The organism is Micromonospora sp. NBC_00821, assembly GCF_036347035.1.
Taxonomy (GTDB): domain Bacteria; phylum Actinomycetota; class Actinomycetes; order Mycobacteriales; family Micromonosporaceae; genus Micromonospora; species Micromonospora hortensis.
This window is the reverse complement of sequence record NZ_CP108880.1, coordinates 5,654,752-5,678,537: the sequence shown is the minus strand read 5'-3', so window position 1 is coordinate 5,678,537 and position 23,786 is coordinate 5,654,752. Positions and strand designations below refer to the sequence as shown.

The following is a 23,786-nucleotide window of genomic DNA, read 5'->3' as shown; positions in this document are numbered from 1 at the left end:
CGACCTGTGGCAACCGCGCTGGTGATCGAGAACGACCCGACGGACGACGCGCGCCGGCTGGGTGAGTGGCTGACCGAGGCTGGGCTGGAGCTGTGGGTGGTGCGCCCGCACGCCGGCGACGAGCTCCCCGCCGACCTGGAGGGGTACGCGGCGCTGGTAGTGCTCGGCGGCGACCAACAGGCGTACCCGTTGCCGGACGGCTCGCCCGGCGCGCGGTGGTTTCCCGCAGTGGAGGGCCTGCTGCGCAAGGCGGTCCGGTACCGGGTGCCGACCCTGGCGGTCTGCCTGGGCGCGCAGCTGCTCGCCACCGCGCACGCCGGGTTGGTGGAGCGCAGCCCGTCCGGGCCGGAGATCGGCCCCGGCGTGGTCGGCCGGCGCGACGCCGCCGAGAACGACCCGTTGTTCCGGTACGTGCCGTTGATCCCGGACGTGCTCCAGTGGCACGCCGACGAGATCACCGAGCTGCCTCGGGGCGCGACCCTGCTGGCCGCCTCCACCCGCTACCCGCATCAGGCGTTCCGCCTCGGGGACCGGGCCTGGGGGTTGCAGTTCCACATCGAGTGCGACGCCGCGATGATCGCCGACTGGGCCACCGACTCGGCGCAACTCGCCGAGCTGGGCTACGACCCGGAGCTGGTGGTCGCGGCCTGTGCCTCGGTGCTGCCCGACGTCGAGGAGGTCTGGCAGCCGTTCGCCGCCCGGTTCGCCGCGCTGGCCCTCGGCGAGTTGGACGACAGCACGACGCGGCGCGGCCTGCCGTTGCTCGGGCACTGATGAGCCGGCCGACCAGGGCACCGGGCCGGCTCGCCCGGTACGGCTTCGGCACCGCCGAAGGCGACGGCGGCGCGCGCGCCGCGGACCTGCTCGGCCCGGAGGGGCTGCGGCTGTGGCGGCCGGCCGAGCAGGAGCCGGTCGACGAGGCCGCCGCGGAGTTGCTCGCCGCGCTGTCCCGGGCCGCCGACCCGGACCTGGCGCTGCGCCAACTGCACCGCATCGTGGAGGCCGAGGGCCGCACCACCGAAGGCGGCGCCGGAAGCCGGGCCGCCGACGGCCGCACCGCCGAAGGCGGCACCGAATCGCCGCTGCTGGCGGACGTGCACGCCGATCCCGGACTACGGCGGCGGTTGATCGCCGTGCTCGGCGCGTCGGCGGCGCTCGGCGACCACCTGGTGGCCCACCCCGAGCACTACCGGGCGCTGCGGACCGCACCGGACGGGCTCGCCCCGATCGCCGAGGGGCGGCTGGAGCCGGCCGACGGCGGCACCGCGGTGGCGGCGCTGCGGACCGCGTACCGCCTGGCGTTGCTGCGGATCGCGGCGGCCGACCTGACCGGCGGTCGCGGCCTGGAACAGACGATGGCGGCGCTCTCCGCGCTGGCCGACGCGACGCTCTCCGCGGCGTACGAGATCGCTGTCGCGGAGCTGGCGGAGGGGACCGAGCGGCCCCGGCTCGCGGTGGTGGCGATGGGAAAGTGCGGCGGCGGCGAACTGAACTACGTCTCCGACGTGGACGTCATCTTCGTCGCCGCCGAGGACGCCGACCTGTCCGCCGCGACACTGGTGGCGACCCGGTTGATCTACATCTGCGGGCTGGTCGCCTGGCCGGTGGACGCCGCGCTGCGCCCCGAGGGCAGCCGCGGCCCGCTGGTGCGGACCCTCGCCAGCCACCTTGCCTACTACCGGCGGTGGGCGCGCACCTGGGAGTTCCAGGCGCTGCTCAAGGCCCGCCCGGCAGCCGGTGACCTGCCGCTGGCCCAGGAGTGGATCGACCAGCTCGCGCCGCTGGTCTGGCGGGCGGCCGAGCGACCCGAGGCGGTCGAGGACGTCCGCGCCATGCGCCGCCGGATCATCGACCACATCCCGCCGAAGGAGCTGGAGCGCGAGATCAAGCGCGGTCCCGGCGGGCTGCGCGACATCGAGTTCGCCGTCCAGTTGCTGCAACTCGTGCACGGTCGCGGCGACGAGACGCTGCGCCCACCGGGCACCATCCCGGCGTTGCGCGCGCTCGTCGCCGGCGGCTACGTCGGTCGGGCCGACGGCGAGGCCCTGCTGCGCGGCTACCGCTTCCTGCGCGGCGTCGAGCACCGGCTGCAACTCCAGGGCCTGCGTCGTACGCACACGGTGCCCGCCGAGCCGGGCGCGCTGCGCTGGCTCGCCGCCGCGCTGGGTTTCACTGCCGCGCCGGGGCGCAGCGCCGTGGAGAGCTTCCGGGCCGAGTGGGTCACCCACGCCACCGAGGTACGCCGACTGCACGCCAAACTGCTCTACCGGCCGCTGCTGGAGTCGGTGGCCCGGGTGCCGGCCGACGGGTTGCGGCTCACCCCGGAGGCGGCCAGGAACCGCCTGGAGATCCTCGGCTTCGCCGACCCGGCCGGGGCGTTGCGTCACCTCCAGGCGCTCACCGGCGGGGTGAGCCGCACGGCGGCCATCCAGCGCACCCTGCTGCCGGTGCTGCTCAGCGAGTTCGCCGACGCGCCGGAGCCGGACCGGGGGCTGCTCAACTACCGCAAGGTCTCCGACAAGCTGGGCAGCACCCCCTGGTATCTGCGGCTGCTGCGCGACGGCGGCCCGGTCGCCCGTCGGCTGGCCCGGGTCCTCGCCCTGTCCCGGTACGTGGCCGACCTGCTCGCCCGAGACCCGGAGGCGCTGCGGCTGCTGGCCGAGGAGAACGAGCTGGCGCCACGCGCGCCCGAGGTGCTGCGGGAGGGCTTCCTGGCGGCGGCGGCCCGGCACACCGACCCGGTCGAGGCCACCAGCGCGGTGCGCGCGCTGCGACGTCGCGAACTGGTCCGGGTGGCCTGCGCCGACGTGCTCTGCCGGGCCGGCGCGCTCGCGCCCAGCCCCACCCGGGCGGACGGCGCGAACCGGCCCGCCCGCGGGCTGTCCGACATCACCGCTGTCGGTACGGCGCTCGCCGACGTCACCGACGCCACACTGGCCGCCGCGCTGCGGGCCGCTCAGGCCAGCCAGCCGGCACCGGCGGGGCTGCGGTTCGCGGTGATCGGCATGGGCCGGCTCGGCGGGTACGAGTCGAACTACCTCTCCGACGCCGACGTGCTCTTCGTCTACGACCCGCCGCCGGGCACCAGCGAGAGCGCCGCTAGCGCCGCCGCGCACGCCGTCGCCGAGGAACTGCGCCGACTGCTCGGCGTGCCCGCCCCCGACCCGCCGCTGGGCGTCGACGCCGACCTGCGGCCGGAGGGCCGCCAGGGTCCGCTGGTCCGCAGCCTCGCCGCGTACGCGCAGTACTACGCCCGCTGGTCGCGGGTGTGGGAGGCGCAGGCGCTGCTGCGCGCCCGGTTCGTCTGCGGCGACGCCGAGCTGGGCGCCGAGTTCGAGGCGATGATCGAGCCGGTGCGCTATCCGGCGGACGGGCTGACCCGCGAGCAGGTCGTCGAGATCCGGCGGATCAAGGCCCGGGTGGAGACCGAACGGCTGCCCCGGGGCGCCGACCCGGCCACCCACACCAAGCTGGGGCGCGGTGGGCTCGCCGACGTGGAGTGGGCGGTGCAACTCGTCCAGCTCCGGCACGCCGGCGCGAACCCGGCGCTGCGCGGCACGCGTACCCTCGACGCCCTCGCGGCGGCCGAGCGGGCCGGCCTGATCGACCCGGCGGACGCCGCCGAGATGGCCGCCGGTTGGGCCCTGGCCGCGCAGGTCCGCAACGCGTTGATGCTGGTCCGGGGCCGGGCCGGCGACCAACTGCCCCGGCACGGCGTGGAGTTGGCCGGCGTGGCCCGGCTGCTCGGCCGAGACGACCCGGGGGAGTTCCTCGACGAGTACCTGCGCACCGGCCGCCGCTCCCGCGCCGCTGCCGAACGGGTCCTCGATGCCTGACGCGTCGCCGCCCCCAGTCGGGCTGAGCGTCACGGGTTGGGCGGCGGCGACCGGTGTGGCGGTGCTGCTCGCCGTCGCGTTCCTCCTCGCGCCGCCGATGGGCACCGACCTCGCCGCCCAGGTGGCCCGCGCCGAGTTCACCGAGCGGTACGGGGCCGCGCCGGTCGACTTCGGCTGGTACGGGGGCGTCAACCAGTACGGCTACAGCCTCTTCACGGCCAGGTTGGGCGCGCTGATCGGGGTGCGTCCGCTGGGGGCGGTCGCCGCCGTGGTCGGTGCTGCCGCGCTGGGTTGGCTGTTCACCCGCAACCGGGCCCGCCGACCGCTGCTGGCCGGCGTCCTCGGCGCTGTGGTGCTGGTCGGCAACCTGGCGAGCGGTCGCATCACCTTCGCGGTCGGGCTGGCGTTCGGGCTGCTGGCGCTCTGCGCGGTCAGCGCGCAACGCCCACCGCGCTGGCTCCGGTTGACGCTCGCCGCCGTCTGCGCCGCACTGGCGACGGCGGCCAGCCCGGTCGCCGGCCTGTTCACCGGGCTGGCCGGCGCGGCGCTGCTGCTGAGCGCGCTGCGCACCGGTGACGGGCCGGGCCGCCCGCTGCCCGGAGGCTGGCGAGCCGAGCGACCACTGGCCGAGGGGTTCGTCCTGGCCGTGGCGCCCGCCGTCACGCTCGCCCCGATGGCGTTCGTCTTCGGCAACGGCGGCACCCAGCCGTACTCGGCCGAGTCGATGCGCATCAACGTCGCGCTCGCGGTGCTGGTGGCGGTCGTGCTGCCGCGTCGCCGCCGGGTACTGCGCGTCGGCGCGGTGCTCACCGTGCTGCTCCTGATCGGGGCGTACTACGTGCCCAGCCCGATCGGTTCCAACGCGCTACGGCTGCCGATGCTGTTCGCAGTGCCCGTGCTGGCCGGATACGCCGCGTTGCCGGGACCGTGGCTGGCCGGGCTGCTCGCCGCGACCGTCTGGTGGCAGTCCCCGGTGATGACGAGCGACGTGACCCGGGCCGGCGCCCCGGAGAGCGCCGAAGGCTTCTACCAGCCGCTCGTCGCCGAACTCGACAGGCGGCAGCCGGTCGGGCGGGTCGAGGTGGTGCCGCTGCGCGACCACTGGGAGTCCGCGTACCTGCCGCCGACGGTGCCACTGGCCCGAGGTTGGGAACGCCAGGTCGACAGCGACCGCAACGCGCTGTTCTACGACGGCAACCTGAACGCGCAGACGTACGAGCAGTGGTTACGGCACGAGGCGGTGAGCTACGTGGTGCTCGCCCCCGACGCACCCGCCGACCGGTGGGGCCGCGACGAGGCCGCGCTGATCCGCGCCGGCCTGCCGTACCTGCGGGAGGTCTGGCGAGACGCCACCTGGCAGATGTACGCAGTGGTCGATCCGACCCCGCTGGTCGGTGCCCCGGGTCACCTCGTCGCCGCCGACCGCGGCGCGGTCCGCCTGACCGCCACGCCCGGGGACGTGCCGGTCCGGGTGCGCTGGTCACGCTGGCTCACTCTGAACGGCCCGGACGGTTGTCTGCGACCGGGCGCGGACGGGTGGACCGAGGTACGGGTCCGCGCCGCCGGCGACTACTCGATCTCCAGTGGGCTGGCACCGGCGCGCCACTGCTGACAGTGCCTGCCGTCGGCCTCCCACCGACGGGCTGGCAGCATGTCCGGCGTGCCCTCCCACCTCGCGCGCTGGACCGGCCTGGCCGGCTCGATGCTGCTCGCGCTCTCCGCTTTCCTCGGCGGCGCGTTTCCCAGCGGCCCCCTGCGCAGCACCCCGGTCAGCATCTGGCAGGGGCCCAACGGCCCGCTGATCCTCGCCGCCTGGGCGGTCGGCACCGGCCTGATGGCGTACGCCTGGTGGGCGCTGCGTGACGGGGGGCCCTCGACGCGGTGGGCACTGGTCACCGTCGGGCTCTGGCTGCTGCCGTTGCTGATCGCGCCGCCCTTCGGCAGCCGGGACGTGTACGCGTACACCTGCCAGGGCGCCAGCTTTGTCGGCGGCATCAGCCCGTACGAACAGGGCGTCTCCGCGCTGCCCTGCCCGTGGCTGGACACGGTGTCGGTCATCTGGCGCGACACCCCGGCGCCGTACGGGCCGCTGTTCGTGCTCATCGCGGGCGCCGTGGTGAAGGCCACCGGTTCGCTGACCGCCAGCATCGTGCTGTTCCGTGCGCTGTCGCTGGTCGGCGTGGCCGTCGCCGCGTGGGCCCTGCCGGCGCTGGCGCGTCGGGCCGGTGTGCCGGCGAAGCGGGCGGTGTGGCTGGCGTTGGGTTCCCCGCTGGTCGCCGCGCACCTGATCGGTGGCCCCCACAACGAGGCGCTGATGCTCGCCGCGTTGGTCGGTGGGCTGGCAGTGGTGGCGACGCACCCGGGCCGACGCGGAATGCTGCTGGTCGGCGGGCTGCTCCTCGGACTCGCGGTGGCGATCAAGGTGACCGCCGTGGTGGTGGTGCCGTTCGCCGCACTGGCGGCCACCGCCGGGCCGTACCGGATCCGCACGCTGATCCGTGACGGCGGCTGGGTGGTCGGCGGCACCGTCGCCACCGTTGTCGGTGTGACAGTCGCCGGTGGGCTGGACTTCGCCTGGGTCGGCGGACTGTCCCAGAGTGGCGCCGCCATCGCCTGGACGTCCCCGTCGACAGCAGTGGGCCAGACGGCCGGGTACGTCGCGGCGCTGTTCGGCGGTCACATCGACGCGCTGCCGGTCACCCGCGGGATCGCCGTGGTCCTCCTGGCCGTACTGCTCGTCTGGCTCTGGTGGCGGGCCCGCACCCGCGACCCGCTGTACCACGCCGGCCTCGCGCTCGCCCTCACCGTCGCGCTCGCCCCCGTCGTGCACCCCTGGTACTGGACCTGGCCGCTGTTCGTGCTGGCGGCCACCGCCCAACGGACCAGATGGTTCATCGTGGTCGCAGTGGTCGCGTCCTTCCTGGTCCTGCCCGACGGCACCGGGTTTCCCCGGTACACCAAGACGGTCGGGGCGCCGCTGATGACGCTGTTGGTGATCGTGCTGGTCATCCGGTTGGTACGGTCGGCTCGGGCGGCCCGTCAGCCGGTCGCCGTCGATTGAGGGAAGGTGCGCCGGTGACCGCTCCCGGCCCGCCTGTTCCGCCGCCGCCTGTGTCGTCGGCGTCATCGGGTGCCCGGTACGCGGGCCTGGCCGGCGCGGTCCTGCTCGCCGTGGCCGGATACCTCGGCGGGGCGCTGCCCGACGCCCCGCTGGGCGCGACACCCGCGTCGATCTGGCGAACCCCTGACGGCCCGGCGACGCTGACCTGCTGGCTGATCGGCACCGTGCTGCTGGTCGGGGCGTGGTGGTCGCTGCGCGAGGGTGCGCCGTCGACCCGTTGGGCGTACGTCACCGCCGGGCTGTGGGCGCTACCGCTGCTGGTCGCGCCGCCGCTGGGCAGCCGGGACGTCTACTCGTACGCCTGCCAGGGCTGGACGTACGCGCACGGCGTCGACCCGTACACAGTGGGGGTGGCGGCGGCGGGCTGCCCCTGGCTGGACACCGTGGCGCCGATCTGGCGGGACACCCCGGCACCGTACGGGCCGGTGTTCGTCCTGCTCGCGGCCCTCGCCGTCGGTCTCGGCGGCGGGCTCACCGGCACCATCGTGGCGCTGCGCGTGATCGCCGTGGCGGGGCTGCTGCTGGCCGCGCTCTGCCTGCCCGCTCTGGCGCGGGCGGCCGGGGTGCCGGCCCGGCAGGGGCGGGGAGCGTCGACCGGCTGGGCGGCCGGGGTGCCGGCCCGGCGCGCGGTCTGGTTGGCGCTGGCCGGTCCGCTGGTCGGCGTCCACCTGGTGGCCGGCGCGCACAACGACGCCGTGATGCTGGGCCTGCTGCTGTGTGGACTGCTGGTCGTGGTCCGTCGACCAGGTCGGCCGGCGGCGCTGCTGCTGGCCGGAGCGCTGCTCGGGCTGGCGGTCACTGTGAAGGCCAGCGCCGTGGTGGTGGTGCCGTTCGCCGTGCTGGCCGGGATGCCCGACCAGTACACAGTTCGGGCGTTGGTACGCCACTGTGGTTGGCTGGCCGGTGGGCTGCTCGGCGCGCTGCTGGTCACCTCGGCGGTGTCCGGCCTCGGCTTCGGCTGGGTGGGCGGGCTGACCCACAGCGGCGACTCGGAGCAGTGGACGTCACCACCCACCGCCGTGGGCTTCGTGGTGGACTACGCCGGCGCGCTGGTCGGCCGGGACCCGCAGGCGGTGCCGGTCCTCCGAGCGGTCGCGCTGCTGCTGCTCGTCGGGGTGCTGGTAGTGCTCTGGTGGCGGGCCTGGCAGACCCTGCGCGGGCTGAACGAGGTGGGGTGTTCGGGAGTGGCGCGGTCCCGGGTGGCGCTGCGCGGCGCGGCGTTGGCGCTGGTCGCCACCGTCGTCCTGTCCCCAGTCTTCCACCCCTGGTACGCGACCTGGCCGCTGGCGCTGCTGGCGCTCACCGCCGCCCGTACGACGTGGTTCGTGCTGCCTACCGCGGCGGCGGCCTTCCTGGCCCTGCCCGACGGCACCAACCTGGCCCGCGTCACCAAGGCACCCGGTGCACTGGCGATGACCGCCCTGCTCCTGACCGTGCTCGCCCGCACCCTGCGCACCCGGCGCGCCGCCCGCGCCGCCCGCCGCCGTTGATCATGAGGTTGACGGGGACAATCTGGACGGAACGCCCCGCCAACCTCATGATCGTCATCGTCGTGCGGGCAAGATCGTGCTCGAACGTGGATGTAGTGGTGTCCGACGCGATCGAGGCCACTACATCCAGGATCGAGCACGATCTTGAGGCGGGACGAAGGGGGTCAGGTTCGCGCGCCGCAGGTGGGGCAGGGCTGGCCCGAGGGCTGGGGGGTGGAGGTCCGGCGGGAGCGGAACACGACGGCCAGGAACAGTGCGGCCGGACCGGCGAGCGCGACGGCGACAGCGGTCACGGCCAGTTCCGCGAAGGTGATGGCGCCGTACGCCGGGCCGAAGCTGTCCGCCAGGCTGGGCACCGCCAGGAAGCCGGCGGGGGTGAGCAGTGTGACGAGCGCCCAGCCGCCCCGGGTGTCTCCGCCCAGTGCCAGACCCATGGCCAGCAGAGCCCCGACGACCAGCAACAGTCCGCCGACGGTGGGCAGGAAGACTTCCATGGCGACGCCGTAGTAGATGAAAACCGGGTCCAGGCCTCCCAGGAATTCCGTCGCCACCACCGCCGACAGCGCGGACAGCGCCGGCGCGAGGCGGGTCGCCCGGGATGCTCGGTCGGGCAGGGCGAGCCCCAGTAGGCCCAGGGCCACCTGCGGCAGCAGCACCATCAGCGGCGGTCGGAGTGCGTCGAGCGCCGCGGCCACCGGTGGCAGCGCGATCGTGACCAGGAGCGCGAGGGTGATGGCCCACCGGGCGACCCGGCTCGGCGCGACGGCGATCACCGCCGCCGCCAGCAGCCATGCCGCCCACGCGACGACGCCGAGCGAGACGAACGGGCCGACGTGGGGGAGGCCCCACTCCACGGGTGGCGGATGCAGCTCCGCCGTAGCCCAGACGCCGGCGAGGGCGCTCGCGGTGACCAGGGCGAGCAGCGCCGCGAGGCGTACCCCGGGGATCAGGTCGGTGATGCCCGCGGCCCGCAGTCGCTGGCGGAGGCCCCCGCGCAGCAGGTCCGCGGCGTCCACCGGCGCCGGCCAGCGTTGGTCGGGGGCGGCCAGGTCGAGGTAGGTACCGACGATTTCGGCGCCTCGGGCACGCCGGTAGTCGGCGGGGTACGCGCGCAGCAGCCGGAGGTATCGGCGTTCCAGGTCGTTCATGCCAAGCCTCCGGCCGTGCGTGGGGTGGTCGGGAGGGCGGCGCGAGTCCGCTTGGACAGCCGGGTGGTGGCGGCTTCGACGTTGCGGCGCAGCCGCTCGGTCTCGGTGCTCAACGTGGTCTCGCCGCCGGGGGAGAGGCGGTAGTAGCGGCGCAGTCGGCCGTCCACCACCTCTTCCCTGTCGACCTCGACGAGGCCGGCGTCGACCAGCCGGTCGAGCGCCCCGTAGAGCGTCCCAGGGCGTAGCGACACGCGGTTGTCGGAGAGGGCGGCGACCTCACCGATCAGCCCGTAGCCGTGCATCGGCTGGCCGGCCAGCGCGGTGAGGATCAGGAAGGTCGGTTCGCGCAGTGGTGTGTCCACCGAAGCAATATATCGGACGCGAAGGTATGCCGGAGGGCGGCGCACAGCGAGCCGGGCCGGCTCCGCGGTGAGCGGAGCCGGCCCGGCCGGTGTTCCAGCGACTGCTCAGCAGTCGTCGTGCGTCTGACTGCTCAGCAGTCGTAGTACATGGCGAACTCGTGCGGGGTCGGGCGCAGGCGCACCGGGTCGACCTCGTTGGCGCGCTTCCAGTCGACCCAGGTGGAGATCAGGTCGGGGGTGAAGACGCCGCCGTCGAGCAGGTAGTCGTGGTCGGCCTCCAGCGAGTCGAGCACGGCCGGCAGCGAGCCCGGCACCTGCTTGACGTCGCCCCACTCCTCCGGCGGGAGGTCGTAGAGGTCCTTGTCGATCGGCGTCGGCGGCTCCATCTTGCTCTTGATGCCGTCCAGGCCGGCCATCATCATGGCCGAGAAGGCCAGGTAGACGTTGGCCGACGGGTCCGGGACGCGGAACTCGACGCGCTTGGCCTTGGCGTTGCTGCCGGTCACCGGGATGCGGGTGCAGGCGGAGCGGTTGCGCTGCGAGTAGACCAGGTTGACCGGCGCCTCGTAGCCCGGCACCAGGCGACGGTACGAGTTGACCGTCGGGTTGGTGAAGGCCAGCAGCGACGGCGCGTGGTGCAGCAGGCCACCGATGTACCAGCGGGCCATGTCGGACAGGCCGGCGTAGCCGGTCTCGTCGTAGAACAGCGGCTCACCGTTGAGCCAGAGGCTCTGGTGGGTGTGCATGCCGGAGCCGTTGTCGCCGAAGAGCGGCTTGGGCATGAAGGTCGCGGTCTTGCCGTTGGCCCACGCCTCGTTCTTCACGATGTACTTGAAGAGCTGGAGCTGGTCACCGGCGTGCAGCAGGGTGGAGAACCGGTAGTTGATCTCGGACTGGCCGGCGGTGCCCACCTCGTGGTGCGAGCGCTCCACGTTGAAACCGGTGTCGACGAGCCGGCGCACGATCGAGTCACGCAGGTCGGCGTAGTGGTCGACCGGCGGGACGGGGAAGTAGCCGCCCTTGTACGCGGTCTTGTAACCGAGGTTGCCGCCCGCCTCTTCGCGGCCGGTGTTCCAGGCGCCCTCGATCGAGTCGATGTAGTAGAACGACTGGTGCGCCGAGGTCTCGTGGCGGATCGAGTCGAAGATGTAGAACTCCGCCTCGGCGCCGAAGTAGGCGGTGTCGGCGATACCGCTCGCCGCCAGGTACGCCTCGGCCTTCTTCGCCACGTTGCGCGGGTCGCGGCTGTAGGCCTCGCGGGTGAACGGGTCGTGGATGAAGAAGTTGAGCGCGAGCGTCTTCTGCGCGCGGAACGGGTCGATGAACGCGGTGGCGACATCCGGGAGCAGGAGCATGTCCGACTCGTGGATCGCCTGGAAACCGCGGATCGACGAACCGTCGAACGCGAGGCCGTCGGTGAAGAGGTCGTCGTTGACGGACTCGACCGGCAGATTGAAGTGCTGCATCACGCCGGGCAGGTCACAGAAACGAACGTCGACGAACTTCACGTCCTCGTTCTTGAGGTATCGCAGCAGTTCCTCGGGATTGGCGAACACACATCCTCCTGGCACGTCCACGGGGTGGCTAGGCTTCTGGCGACGCTAGGGCCGGGGGGTTGCCCGGCCGTGTCTCCGTTGTTTCTGCCGTGTTACGTCCCTCGCGGAGCGTCAGCGACGCCCCGGTCCGCGCCTCGGCCCGCCAGGAACGCCGTACCGACTGTGCCAGTGTAATGACATCTGATGCCTTTGGCCTGAATCGGCACACAGCGGCGGCGGCACCCGGCAAGCCCTCATCCCGGCGCGGATACCCTTGACCGCTGTGACCAATCCGCACCTTCCGGCAGCGCCGGCCACCGATCCCACGTTCACCGCGCCGAGCCTCGGTCGGCGGTTCGGGGCGCTGATCATCGACTGGGTGCTCTGCCTGCTGGTGTCCAACTTCTTCGCCGACCCGGTACGCGACGGATGGGCCCCGGTGCTGGTGCTCGTCCTGGAGTACGGCATCTTCCTCGGCCTGTTCGCCCAGACGCCGGGCATGTACATCACCAGGATCCGCTGTGTGACCTGGCACGACGGTGGCCGGATCGGCGTGCTCCGGGGGCTGATCCGTGGCCTGCTGCTTGCCCTCGTCGTCCCCGCGCTGATCATGGACGAGCACCGGCGTGGCCTGCACGACCGAATCGCCGGCTCGGTCATCGTCGACGCCCCCCGCGGCTGAGGCCGACCCCGCCAAGGCCGGTCCGGGGCCGCGCGACCCCGCAAGATCGCGCTGATCGCGCTGATCGCACTCGATCCTGGATGTAGTGGCATCCTCCGCGCCTGAGGCCACTGCATCCAGGATCGAGCACGATCATGGCGAGGGCGAGGGCGAGGGCGAGGGCGAGGGCAAGGGCAAGGGCAAGGGCAAGGGCAAGGGCAAGGGCAAGGGCAAGGGCGACGGCGACGGCGACGGGCAAGGGCGGGCGGAGCGTCGGGGGTGGGCACCTCAGGGTGTACGTGAAAAGAGCCGGACCCGTGCGGGTCCGGCTCTTTACGCGTACACCTGGGGTCAGCGGCCCCGCGACTGGCGGAAGGCGCCTGGGGGCCGCATGTTCTTCGGGATCGCGCCCTTGGGCATCTGTGGCCGGGCGGTGAGCGCCTTGAGTCGCTTGTCCAGCGAGTTGACGTCCTTGCCGGAGAGGGCGCGGGGCAGGCGCAGCAGCGTCGTCCGCAACTTGCGGATCGGCAGCTCGCCTTCCTCCTGCCCGATCACGTAGTCGTGCAGGGGAGCGGAGCCGATCACCTTGGACAGCCGCCGCTTCTCCTGGCCGAGCAGGCCGCGCACCCGCTGCGGGTTGCCCTCGGCCAGCAGGATCACGCCCGGGCGGCCGATCACCAGGTGGACCATGTCCATCTGGGTCGTCGAGCTGACCGCCGGGGTCACCCGCCAGTCGCCGCGCATGTTCTCCATGATCTGCGCCGCCGCGCCGGGTTGCCCCTCGGCGGCGTTCATCATTGCCTTGTTGGACCGCAGGTTGAGCACGATCAGCACCGCGAGCAGGACGAACAGGATGCCGATCGGCAGCCAGATCCAGCTCCAGAGGATGACCGCGACCACGGTGAGCGCGAGCGGGATGAGCACCGCGGCGGCGACCAGCGGCGCGAACCACCGGTCCTGCTTGGCGGTGAACTTGAACACCATCCCGATCTGCTTCAGCCGCTGGCCGAACGAGACCTTCTCCTGGGGCTTTGCCATGCCGCAGAGTCTAGTGGTCGCCGCCGGCCCGGTTGATCCGCGTCCGGGTGCCGGGGCAGCTGAGTACCTTACGTCGCCGTACGCGCCCGGACAGGACGGGTAAGGAGGCTGTGGGCGGCGAAGATGAGGCGCCATGCCCATGCCCGGGTGGGGCCTTCGCGCGAAGAGTCGTCAGCAGAAGACGACGACGCCACGAAGGAGCCCGACATGTTCGGCAACGACGCAGATTTCCTGCTCACACTGCACCGTACCCACGCCGCCGAGCTGCGCGCCGACGCGGCCGCGGACCGGCTCGCCCGGTCGCTGTCGCGTCCGGTCAGCCGAGGGTGGTTGGGCCGGCGCAGGCAGGCCGGTCGCACCAGCGACGCCCGCCGGTGACCGCGCCCACGGCGCCCGCCACGCCCAGCGCGCCCGCCACGCCCACGGCGCCCGGCGGGCTGACCGCTCGACCCGATCCGGCCCCGCCGCCCGGCCACCGGCCGATCGGCGGGGCCGGCGGGACGGGCCGCCATGGCATGCTCGAACACGTGACCGTACGCGCCGCCAGCTCAGTCCTCGTCGGGCGCCACCGCGAGACCGCGGCGTTGCGAGACGCGCTGGGCCGGGCGCGGGCCGGCGAGCCGACCACGGTGCTGGTCGGCGGCGAGGCGGGTGTGGGTAAGACCCGGCTGCTGGAGGAGTTCGCGGGCTGGGCCACCGACGGCGCGTCGCGGGTGCTCGTCGGCCAGTGCCTGGAGCTGGGCGAGGCGGGTCTGCCGTTCGCGCCGTTCGCCGCCGCGTTGCGCGCGGTGCTCCGCGCCGACGGCCCCGAGGTCTTCGCCGGCTACGAGGCGGAGTTCGCTCCGCTCCTGCCGGAGCTGGGCCGCGCCTCGGCGGCGCTGACCACCCCGCGCGCGGTCCCGCTCAGCGACGCCCCGCGTGGCTACCTGTTCGACCTGGTCGCCGAGCTGTTCCAGCGGCTGGCCGATGCTCGCCCGCTGGTCCTGATCATCGAGGACCTGCACTGGGCCGACCGCTCCACCCGCGACCTCATCGGCTTCCTCGTCCGGGCGGCGAGGCCGGGCCGGCTGCTGCTGGTCTGCACCTATCGCACCGACGAGTTGCAGCGCGGGCACCCGCTGCGCCCGTTCCTCGCCGAGCTGGATCGGGCCCGGGGTGTGGAGCGGGTCGAGCTGGCTCGCCTGGACCGCGACGGCACCGCCGCGATCCTCGCCGACCTGCTCGGCGCCGAGCCGCTCGCCCGCGCCGTCGACGACGTCCACGACCGCACCCAGGGCAACCCCTTCTTCATCGAGGAGTTGGCGGTCGCCGGTGACCCGATCGGCTGCGCGGCGCTGCCTGAGACGCTGCGTGACCTACTGCTGGCCCGGGTGGACCGGCTCCCCGAGCCGGCCCAGCGGGTGTTGCGGATCGCGGCCGCCGGCGGCACCCGATTCGCCCATGACCTGCTCGCCGAGGTCGCCGGGCTGCCCGAAACCGAGTTGGAGGACGCGTTACGCGCTGCCGTCGCCGCCCAGTTGGTGGTGGCCGACCGGGACGGTGACTACGAGTTCCGACATGCGCTGGTCCGCGAGGCCGTACACGACGAGTTGTTGCCCGGTGAACACGCCCGGCTGCACGCGCGCTTCGCCGCCGCCATCGAGGCCCAGCCGCATCTGGTCGCCGCCGGCCGCGCCCCGGCCGAGATCGCCCACCACTGGCACGCCGCACACGACCACCCGCGTGCCCTCGTCGCCGCACGAGCCGCGGCGTGCGCCGCCGCCGACCGCTACGCGTACGCCGAGCAGCGCCGACTGCTGGAGCGGGCGCTGGAGTTGTGGGAACTGGTGCCGGACGCCGCCGACCTGCTCGGCATGGACCACCTGGCGTTGCTGGAGCAGACCCTCGACGCCGCGGTCACCGCAGGCGACTTCAGCCGGGCCATCACGCTGACCCGGGCCGGGCTGGCCGAGGTGGACGCCGACGCCACGCCGCTGCGCGCCGCCCGCCTGCTGGACCAGCGCGGTCGACTGATGGCCCTGCTCGGCAAGAGCGACGGCAGCCGCGAGCTGGATGAGGCGTACCGGCTGGCGGCCGGTGGCCCGCCCGGCGGGGAGCGGGTCCGGCTGCTCGCCGACATCGCCACCCACCTGGTCAAGATCGACCCACAGAAGGCGGCCCGGGTGGCAGCCGAGGCCGCCACCGACGCCGAGGCGCTCGGAGAACACGTGGCCCTGCTGTCGACGCGGATCGCGTTGCTCTGTCACGGCGAGCGGGACCTGACCGGCGGGCTGGCCGAGCTGGGCCGGGCGGCCGCCGCCGCCCGTGCGGCGGGCGACGCGCCGACCCTGGTGCTCGCCATGGTGTTCGAGTCGGACATGCTCTGCGAGCTGGGCCGCTACGCCGAATCGGCGCAGGCCGCCGAGGCCGGCGTGGCCGAGGCGCGACGGGTGGGGATCAGCCGCTCCACCGGGGCGTACCTGCTCTCCAACCGGGCCGAGGCGCTCATCGCGCTGGGTCGGTGGGACGAGGCCGAGGCGGTCTGCGCGGAGGCCGCCCGGATCGACCTGTCCGGTGTCACAGGTCTGCACTGGCTGCAGTTGGGCGCCGGGCTGCGGCTGGCCCGCGCCCATCCGGGCGCCGACGAACTGGTCGACCGGGCGCTCACCTTCCTCAATCGACCGTACCTGTGGCCGAACCACCGCCTGCCCCTGCACGAGCTGGCGATCGAGGCGGCGCTGGCCGCGGACGACAAGGTCGAGGCGGTACGGGCGGCCCGCGTCGCCGTGGCCGACGAGAGCCTGCCACAGCTGCCCCGGGAAGGTTGGCCGGTGCTCAGCGCCGTCGCGCGTACCGCCGCCCGGGTGGGTGACCGGGAGTTGGCGGCGGCGGTGGGGGCGCTCGCCACCGACCTGCCGGCGCGACACCCGGCGGCCCGCGCGCACGCCGCCCAGGTCACCGCGCTGCTCGCGGTCGGCGACCAGGCACTGCCGGCCTGGCGTGCGGCGGTCGACGCGTGGCGGGCCGATGGGCAGCCCTACCCGTTGGGCAGGGCGCTGCTGGCACTGGCCGAGGCGACCGCCGCCGCCGGGGAACGTGACGAGGCGGCGGCAGCGGTCACCGAGGCCACCGAGATCGGCCGGCGGCTGGGCGCGACCCCGCTGGTCGAGGCGGCCGCCACCCTGGCGCGGCGGGTCGGCCTGCGCGCCGGGGGCGGGGCCGGAGCGGACCTGCTGACCGCCCGGGAGCGGGAGGTGCTGCGCCTGGTCGCCGAGGGGCACAGCAACAGCCGGATCGCCGAGCGGCTGTTCATCTCGCCGAAGACGGCAAGCGTGCACGTCTCCCGGATCATCGCGAAGCTGGGTGTGACCAACCGGGTGGAGGCCGCCGCCCTGGCCCACCGCCTCGGCCTGCTCACCGAGGCCGCCGAGCCGCGCTGACGCGCGCCGAGACCGCCGCGCCGCGCTGACGCGCGCCGCCGAGGTCAGCGCGGCAGGTAGATGCGCCAGCCCTCGATGGCCACCAGGTCGAGTCCGCCGGGCGTGACTCGCTGCCGCTCGTCGAGCACCTCCGCCAGGGGTGAGCCGGCCGGCGCGACCCAGGCCGGTGCCGCCGCGCTGTCCACCTCCCGCCGGTACGCGGGGTAGCGGTCGAAACCGGGGCGCAGAGTGTCGTCGACGACCGCGCAGACCACCTGCTCCGCGCTGGCGAAGGTGAGCCGGTTGCAGGTCCAGTAGCCGGCGCGCACGTGCCGTACGCCGAGCTGACGCAGGGTGCTCACCAACTCGGTGTGCCGGGCCTCGGCGGCCCGGGTCGCCGGTACGGTCTCCGCTGCCCGCCAGGTGGCGTGGGCCGCGGTGCCCAGCGTGGCGGCGAGCAGCACCGCCGCGAGCGACCGGGCCAGCGTCGACCCGACGCCGCGCCGGCCGGTCGCCGCCGGACGCGGCCCGTGCCGGGCCACCGTCCACACCGGCCAGAGCAGCGCCGGCAGGGAGATGAGCAGGCAGGACAGGTAGCGGGAACTCTCCACCGGGGTGAGCCCGGCGGAACTGCTGACCGTGTACGCGCCGAGGGTGGCCACCGCGGCCAGCACGAGCGCCAGGCGTGCCGCCGCCGCCACCCGCGGCGACACCGCGTCGGGGCCGACAGCGGCAGAGCCAGCAGGGTCGGGGTCGGGGGCGCGCAGGGCACGCCAGGCGGTGGCGGCGGCGATGACCAGCAGCAGTGGCAGGGCGAGCGCCCACCACAGTTGCCAGGCGGCGCACTGGCCGGGAGCGCAGAAACCCATGCCCAGCGGCGGGCCGAGCACCAGGCCGCCGTGCAGCCGGTCCGGCCAGCCCGCGCTGGCGTTCGCACCGCTGGCCGCGAGCACGGCGTGCAGCGGGTTACGCCCGGCCAGCAGGCTGTGCAACAGCAACGGGGCCGCCCCCAGCACGGCCGCCGCCGCGAGCAGCGCCCCGGGGGCACCCCGCAGCTCCCGGCGGCAGAACCCGACGAGGACCGCGCCGGTCGTCGCGACGTACGGCAACACGAGCGGGTCGACCCAGAGCATCAGCCCGGCCAGGAACCCCCACGCGGCCCAGCGCGCCAGCCGCCAGCCGGGTCGCCCGGTGCCGGCCGTCGGCCCGTCGGGTCGCCCAGCGTCGGCCGACCGCCGCCCCGGTCGACCGGTGGCCAGATCCACTGCGAGCAGGGCCAGCGCGGCCCCGGCCGCGTTCATCTCGGGGTAGCCGCCGCCGGCGATCAGCTGGTTCTTGACGATCCGGTCGGAACCGAGGGCCAGCAGCGCCACCATCAGCAGCCCGAACCACCGGTCCCCGGTCAGCCGCAGCGTCAGCCGCCAGGCCACCAGCAGGAACAGCGCGTACAGGGCCAGTGTGGGCAACCGCAGCCCGAGCAGCGACGGCCCACCGGCGAGGGCGAACACCGGCGCGGCCAGGTACGCCTCCAGCGTGCCCATGTACTGCTGGCCGTAGAACCAGACCGGGAAGCCCTCACCCCGGGCGATGTGCAGCGCGGCCAACCCCATGGTGGCCTCGTCGCTGTTGGTCGGCGGGGCGGCGTGCAGCAGCAGCCAGAGCCGGTGACCCACCCCGGCGAGCACTGCCAACCCGGTGAGCCAACCGACCAGGCCGGGGCGTGCGCCGGGTCGCGGGCGGGGCGAGTCCGCGCCGCGCGGCTGCTCGCGTACGCCGACGGTCATCACAGGATCATGACACCCGGGCGCCGAACGGCCGCGCGGCGCTGCCCGCGACGTCAGCTGGCGGTGGCGACCGAGGCGGCGGCGCGGGCGTCGATGGCCTGCTTGTAGAGCCGACCGGCCCGGTACGACGAGCGCACCAGCGGCCCGCTCATCACCCCGGCGAAGCCGATCTCCTCGGCCTCCTCGCGCAGCTCCACGAACTCCTCCGGCTTGACCCAGCGGGTCACCGGGTGGTGCCGGGGCGAGGGGCGCAGGTACTGGGTGATGGTGATCAGCTCGCAGCCGGCCTCGTGCAGGTCGCGCAGCGCCTGCGAGACCTCGGCCCGCTCCTCGCCCATGCCCAGGATGAGATTGCTCTTGGTGACAAGGCCGTCGGCGCGGGCCTGGCGGATCACGTCCAGCGAGCGGTCGTAGCGGAACGCCGGCCGGATGCGCTTGAAGATGCGCGGCACTGTCTCCACGTTGTGGGCCAGCACCTCGGGACGGGAGCTGAAGACCTCGGCCAACTGCTCGGGGACGGCGTTGAAGTCCGGGATCAGCAGCTCGACGCCGCAGCCGGGCTGCAGGGCGTGGATCTGACGGACGGTCTCGGCGTACAGCCAGGCGCCGCCGTCGGGCAGGTCGTCACGGGCGACACCGGTGATGGTGGCGTACCGCAGCCCCATCGAGACCACCGACTCGGCGACGCGACGCGGCTCGTCGGCGTCGAACTCGGCCGGCTTGCCGGTGTCGATCTGGCAGAAGTCGCAGCGCCGGGTGCACTGGTCACCACCGATGAGGAAGGTGGCCTCCCGGTCTTCCCAACACTCGTAGATGTTGGGGCAGCCGGCCTCCTGGCAGACGGTGTGCAGCCCTTCGCGCGAGACGAGCCCGCGCAGCTGGGTGTACTCCGGGCCCATCTTGGCCTTGACCTTGATCCATGGCGGTTTGCGCTCGATCGGCGTTTCGGCGTTGCGCGCCTCGATCCGCAGCAGGCGCCGCCCCTCGGGGGCCGCCGTTGCGGTGCGCGCTGCCTGGCCGGTCGTCGGCGCGGAGTGCTCGATCGTCACGAAAATGAGCCTACGCCGGACGGCAGGTGTCTATGTGCGTCAGGCGACCGGCGTCACGCCCCAAACGTTGTGACGCCGGACACCGGCCGGCCGGAAAAGGGCGTCACAGACCGGGGAATCGGGTGCTACGGTCGCCGGCAACAGCGACGACGGAGCCGAGTAGCCCCCGACCCGCCAGTGCAGAGAGCCGCCGGTGCTGAGAGGCGGTCTGGCACCGGGGCGCGAAGACCCTCCCGAGCTGCGGGAAGAACGGCCGCGGGTCACCCGCGCCCAGTAGAGCCCGCCCGGCTGGCCCCGGTCATCAGGCGACGAACGAGGCCCCCGCTCCGGCGGGGGCGAAGGTGTGGTGGCACCGCGAGGTTCCCGCTCGCCCACACCTCCCTGGGGCTGATGCGACGCTTTCGCCACCCCAGGGCGGCGACGGCGTGGCGATCGACCGAGGAGCAGTCCGCCATGCAACGAACCCTGTCCCAGCAACTGCCCGCCAGAATCGGCACGACAGTGCGGATCGCCGGCTGGGTGCACCGCCGCCGACTGCTCAAGTCGGTGGCCTTCCTGATCGTGCGGGACGCCACCGGCCTGGCCCAGGTGGTCGTCACCGACCCGGCCGTCCGCGCCGAGCTGGAGAAACTCACCGAGGAGACGGTCGTCGAGGTCACCGCGACGGCCACCGCGAACGGCACGGCGCCCGCCGGGGTCGAGCTGACCGACCCGACGGTACGTCTCCTCGGGCCGCCCGCCGTGCCGCCACCGTTCGACCTGTACCGGCCGGCGCTCACCGCGAGCCTGCCCACCCAGCTCGACAACGCTCCCACCGCGCTGCGGCACCCCACCCGGTCGGCCGCGCTGCGGATCTCGGCGGCCGCGGTGTCCGGGTTCCGGACCGCACTCGACGCCCAGGACTTCGTGGAGGTCCACACGCCGAAGGTGGTCAGCTCCAGCACCGAGAGCGGGGCGAACGTGTTCTCGCTGGACTGGTTTGGCCGACCCGCGTACCTGGCCCAGTCGCCGCAGTTCTACAAGCAACTGATGGTCGGCGTCTTCGAACGTGTCTACGAGGTGGGGCCGGTCTTCCGGGCCGAACCGCACGACACCGTCCGGCACCTCGCCCAGTACACGTCGCTCGACGCGGAGTTGGGCTTCATCGCCGACCACCGGGACGTGATGCGGGTGCTGCGCGACACGGTGGCCGGGATGCTGGACGCGGTGAGCGGGCGGGCCGGCAGCGCCCTGGCGACGCTCGGCGTCACGCCGCCGCAGGTGCCGGCGGAGATCCCGGCGGTGCACTTCACCGAGGCGCTGACGATCGCCGAGGCGCCCGCCGACGAGCCGGACCTCGCGCCGGCCCACGAACGGGCGCTGGGCGAGTGGGCACTGCGCGAACACGGGTCGGACTTCCTCTTCGTCACCGGCTATCCGATGGCGAAGCGGCCCTTCTACACCCACCCGGACCCGGCGCGGCCCGCGTACTCGAACGGTTTTGACCTGCTCTTTCGGGGTCTGGAGCTGGTTACCGGCGGGCAGCGGCTGCACCGGCACGCCGACTACCTGGCGGCCTTGGCGGCCCGGGGTGAGCCGGTCGAGCCGTACGTCGGCTACCTGGACGCGTTCCGGCACGGCATGCCACCGCACGGTGGCTTCGCCATCGGCCTGGAACGGTTCGTGGCCCGGCTGGTCGGCGCGGCAAACATCCGGGAGGTCACCGCGTTCCCGCGTGACCTGCACCGACTGACGCCGTGAGCGAGGCGGCCCCCGGCGTCGCCGCCCGGGGGCCGCCGCTCAGACCTTGATGAGGGTGGAGAGCCGGCGCTCGACCACCGGCAGCACGTCGGCGACGCTGATCGGGCGGCCCAGCTCGGCGGTGAGCGAGGTGACGCCCGCGTCCCGGATGCCGCACGGCACGATCCGGTCGAAGTACGTCAGGTCGCAGTCGCAGTTGATCGAGAAGCCGTGCAGGGTGACGCCCCGGGCCACCCGGATGCCGATGGCCGCCACCTTGCGGGCCGGCCCCTGGTCGTCCTCGGGCACCCAGACGCCGCTGCGCCCCTCGACCCGGCCGGCGGTCAGCCCGAACTCGGCGCACACGTCGATGAGCAGCTCTTCGGTTCGGCGCACGTAGGCGACCACGTCCACCGGGTCGGGCAGGCGCAGGATCGGGTAACCGACGAGCTGACCCGGCCCATGCCAGGTGATCTTGCCGCCACGGTCCACGTCGACGACCGGAGTGCCGTCCATGGGCCGGTCCCACGGTTCGGTGCGCTTGCCCGCGGTGTAGACGCTCGGGTGCTCCAGCAGCAGCACCGTGTCGCCGCGCTCGCCAGCCACCACCGACTCGTGCAGGCGCCGCTGCTCGTCCCAGGCGGCCTGGTAGTCGAGCAGGCCGGCGCGGACGGCCGTCAGGCCGGGGGTCGTCGTCGTCACGGCAACAAGCCTAGTCCCGTCAGAGGCGATCATCCCTGGTGAGCCGCCTCACCAGGGATCTCGTCGTGGCCTATCGATCCGCAGGCGGGATGCGCCAGAGCCAGACGTCGTCGACCCGTTGCGGCTCGCCGAACAGGGCGGTGCCGGTACGCAGCAGCGCCTTCTCGTCGACCTCGAACTTCGCGCCGTGCACCTCGTCGGCGAGCACCACCGTCTCGATGCGCCAGTGCCGCAGGTCCGACTGGACCTCCCGGATCGTCCCGTCGGTGACGATGGGGACCAGCCCGGTGCGGCCGGCCTGGTCCATCAACGCGCTCAACGTGCGCGGCACCGGACCGATCCGGCCCCGCCCGTCCGGCCCGCCGGGGCCGAGGAAGAAGCCGCCCGGGATGGCGAACTCGCCCTGGCGGTGCGACAACGCGTACGCCTGCCAGCGCTGGCCGTCAGGGTAGATGTCCACAGTCAGCGGCACCGGGGTCAGCACCCCGTCGGGCGACACGTAGTCCCGCCACGTCCCGGAGGTGATGAAGCGCGGGATCGGCTCCCGCTCGTCGGTCAGCAGTGGGGTGGGCAGCAGCGGCACCAGGGCCACCGCGAACCCGAGCACCCAGGCCAGCTCAGTGGGGCGGTACCGGGGTGGCGCGGCGCGCAGCTGGTCGACGACGTACGCCAGCAACAGCCCGACCACCGGCGCGACCACCAGCGCCAGCCGGGCCGGCAGCGCGGCGTTCACCACCGGCAGTTGTCCGACCAGGTCGAACGGCATGGGTAGATCGGTGCGTCGGCCGTCGACCTTGGCGACCGGCCCGAAGGAGAGCACCGTGAAGATCAGCGCGAGCGCGCCCAGGGCCCAGAGGGTGGCCCGGCGGTGCCTGTCGGCCCGCCGCCAGAGCACGACGAAACAGATCACTGTGAGCACCAGCAGCGGGATGCCGAAGAACGAGTTCTCCTCCGTCGGGTTCGGCGCCAGCGAGGTGCCCAACCCGGCCTCGCCGGCCAGCGAGCGGCGCGGGAAGGCAGCGAACGCCGCGATGTCCTCCGAGTGGATCACCGGGTCGAAGCCGGTGCCGTGGAACCGTTGTGGCCCGGCGAAGTGCAACCACAGGGGGTACGACAGCAGCACGCCGGCGACCACTGCGGTCACCCCGAGCCCGCGCAGGAAGGTGGGCAGCGCGGCGCGGGCCTCCACCCGGTTGGCCGGGTGCAGCGCCCAGATGGCGACGAACACCCCCAGCGCCAGCGCGGTGAAGAAGAGCCCTTCGGCGGCGATCGAGAAGGCCACAGCGACCAGCACGCCGAGGATCACCCCGTCCCGAAGCCAGTGCCCGGCGCGGCGTAGCGCGAACAGCCGCCAGATCAGCAGCGGCACCAGCCAACCGGCGGTCCAGTTCAGGTGCGCGTTGGCGTGCGACACCATGCCCGGGGAGTAGGCGATGAACAGGGCACCGACCCCGGCGGCCAGCTGGCTGTGGACCAGGTGTCGGGAGAGCAGCCAGTACCAGACCAGCGCGGTGGCGAGCAGGTTCAGGGTGAGGATCACCAGGAACGTCGCCGGCGGCCCGATCAGGTACGTGAGCGGCGCGAAGACCACCGCGTACACGGTGATCGTCGTGTTGACCGCGAGGTTCACACCGTCCGGGACGTTGATCAGGTAGGTGAAGAGCGGGTTGTCCCAGTGGGTGACCGCGTGCCCACCGAAGGCCAACAGCCATTCGAAGAGCGCCTGGTCGCTGGAGTTGACGGTGATGGTGCGGCCGTTCGGGTCCCGCCACAGCCCACTGGTCACCCAGACGGCGAGCGCGAGCGCCACCAGCACGACGATCAGGTCGGCCCGGCGGTCCCGGACGGTGCGCGGCGGCGACACGGGTGCGGGCCCGGTGGCCAGCGACGGGGAGGACGGCACGCAGCGGACGTTACCAACCGGACCTGGACGGGCCGGTCAG

At 73.6% G+C, this 23,786-nt stretch carries 17 protein-coding genes; 9 read left to right on the top strand and 8 right to left on the bottom strand.

What is annotated here, in order from left to right; translation table 11 throughout:
* Window positions 1-6: 6 nt before the first annotated feature.
* The 5 genes from OHB44_RS25735 to mptB (OHB44_RS25715) are packed head-to-tail and all read left to right on the top strand — an operon-like array spanning window position 7 to window position 8,447.
* Window positions 7-774 (top strand): type 1 glutamine amidotransferase, encoded by a 768-nt coding sequence (locus OHB44_RS25735; protein ID WP_238687294.1) that lies wholly within the window; start codon window positions 7-9, stop codon window positions 772-774.
* Window positions 774-3,836, top strand: a complete 3,063-nt coding sequence (locus OHB44_RS25730) for a bifunctional [glutamine synthetase] adenylyltransferase/[glutamine synthetase]-adenylyl-L-tyrosine phosphorylase (protein ID WP_330438482.1) — start codon at window positions 774-776, stop codon at window positions 3,834-3,836. Before OHB44_RS25735 ends, OHB44_RS25730 begins: the two co-directional genes overlap by 1 nt.
* Window positions 3,829-5,448, top strand: a complete 1,620-nt coding sequence (locus tag OHB44_RS25725) for a hypothetical protein (RefSeq protein ID WP_330438481.1) — start codon at window positions 3,829-3,831, stop codon at window positions 5,446-5,448. Before OHB44_RS25730 ends, OHB44_RS25725 begins: the two co-directional genes overlap by 8 nt.
* Before the next feature lie 39 nt (window positions 5,449-5,487).
* On the top strand, window positions 5,488-6,897 hold the full coding sequence (mptB, locus tag OHB44_RS25720; protein ID WP_442932626.1) for a polyprenol phosphomannose-dependent alpha 1,6 mannosyltransferase MptB: 1,410 nt from the start codon (window positions 5,488-5,490) through the stop codon (window positions 6,895-6,897).
* Between the two features lie 14 nt (window positions 6,898-6,911).
* Window positions 6,912-8,447 carry a polyprenol phosphomannose-dependent alpha 1,6 mannosyltransferase MptB gene (mptB, locus tag OHB44_RS25715; RefSeq protein ID WP_330438479.1) on the top strand — a complete coding sequence of 512 codons (1,536 nt, stop codon included), beginning with the start codon at window positions 6,912-6,914 and terminating at the stop codon, window positions 8,445-8,447.
* Between the two features lie 164 nt (window positions 8,448-8,611).
* Here the strand turns inward: mptB (OHB44_RS25715) and OHB44_RS25710 are convergent, their stop codons facing one another.
* From OHB44_RS25710 to glnA, 3 genes are all read right to left on the bottom strand, one after another.
* Entirely contained in the window at window positions 8,612-9,595 is a 984-nt protein-coding gene (locus tag OHB44_RS25710; protein ID WP_330438478.1) for a hypothetical protein, read from the bottom strand.
* On the bottom strand, window positions 9,592-9,957 hold the full coding sequence (locus OHB44_RS25705; protein ID WP_266304823.1) for a PadR family transcriptional regulator: 366 nt from the start codon (window positions 9,955-9,957) through the stop codon (window positions 9,592-9,594). The genes OHB44_RS25710 and OHB44_RS25705 overlap by 4 nt, the downstream gene beginning before the upstream one ends.
* A gap of 131 nt (window positions 9,958-10,088) precedes the next feature.
* On the bottom strand, window positions 10,089-11,513 hold the full coding sequence (gene glnA / locus OHB44_RS25700) for a type I glutamate--ammonia ligase (RefSeq protein WP_124822537.1): 1,425 nt from the start codon (window positions 11,511-11,513) through the stop codon (window positions 10,089-10,091).
* A gap of 262 nt (window positions 11,514-11,775) precedes the next feature.
* On the opposite strand from glnA, the gene OHB44_RS25695 reads away from it, so the two are divergent.
* Window positions 11,776-12,174: an RDD family protein gene (locus tag OHB44_RS25695; RefSeq protein WP_308193766.1), complete on the top strand. Its 399-nt coding sequence runs from the start codon at window positions 11,776-11,778 to the stop codon at window positions 12,172-12,174.
* A gap of 330 nt (window positions 12,175-12,504) precedes the next feature.
* Here OHB44_RS25695 and OHB44_RS25690 read toward each other — a convergent pair whose 3' ends face one another.
* A complete protein-coding gene (locus tag OHB44_RS25690; RefSeq protein WP_088949492.1) occupies window positions 12,505-13,191 on the bottom strand; it encodes a DUF4191 domain-containing protein in 687 nt (228 codons plus the stop codon).
* Between the two features lie 207 nt (window positions 13,192-13,398).
* On the opposite strand from OHB44_RS25690, the gene OHB44_RS25685 reads away from it, so the two are divergent.
* Window positions 13,399-13,569 (top strand): hypothetical protein, encoded by a 171-nt coding sequence (locus OHB44_RS25685; protein WP_167493919.1) that lies wholly within the window; start codon window positions 13,399-13,401, stop codon window positions 13,567-13,569.
* A 149-nt stretch (window positions 13,570-13,718) separates the two neighbouring features.
* A complete protein-coding gene (locus OHB44_RS25680; protein ID WP_330438477.1) occupies window positions 13,719-16,610 on the top strand; it encodes a helix-turn-helix transcriptional regulator in 2,892 nt (963 codons plus the stop codon).
* A 44-nt stretch (window positions 16,611-16,654) separates the two neighbouring features.
* Here the strand turns inward: OHB44_RS25680 and OHB44_RS25675 are convergent, their stop codons facing one another.
* Entirely contained in the window at window positions 16,655-18,373 is a 1,719-nt protein-coding gene (locus OHB44_RS25675) for a hypothetical protein (RefSeq protein ID WP_330438476.1), read from the bottom strand.
* Between the two features lie 53 nt (window positions 18,374-18,426).
* Window positions 18,427-19,422: a lipoyl synthase gene (gene lipA / locus OHB44_RS25670; RefSeq protein WP_091407425.1), complete on the bottom strand. Its 996-nt coding sequence runs from the start codon at window positions 19,420-19,422 to the stop codon at window positions 18,427-18,429.
* Window positions 19,423-19,875: 453 nt separating this feature from the next.
* Here lipA and aspS point away from each other — a divergent pair, with 453 nt between their 5' ends.
* Window positions 19,876-21,162 carry an aspartate--tRNA(Asn) ligase gene (aspS, locus tag OHB44_RS25665; RefSeq protein ID WP_330438475.1) on the top strand — a complete coding sequence of 429 codons (1,287 nt, stop codon included), beginning with the start codon at window positions 19,876-19,878 and terminating at the stop codon, window positions 21,160-21,162.
* Window positions 21,163-21,201: 39 nt separating this feature from the next.
* Here the strand turns inward: aspS and lipB are convergent, their stop codons facing one another.
* Both lipB and OHB44_RS25655 read right to left on the bottom strand, forming a co-directional pair.
* Complete coding sequence (gene lipB, locus OHB44_RS25660) at window positions 21,202-21,843, bottom strand: lipoyl(octanoyl) transferase LipB (protein WP_330438474.1); 642 nt, start codon at window positions 21,841-21,843, stop codon at window positions 21,202-21,204.
* A 70-nt stretch (window positions 21,844-21,913) separates the two neighbouring features.
* Complete coding sequence (locus OHB44_RS25655; RefSeq protein ID WP_330438473.1) at window positions 21,914-23,746, bottom strand: DUF2079 domain-containing protein; 1,833 nt, start codon at window positions 23,744-23,746, stop codon at window positions 21,914-21,916.
* Between the last annotated feature and the right edge of the window lie 40 nt (window positions 23,747-23,786).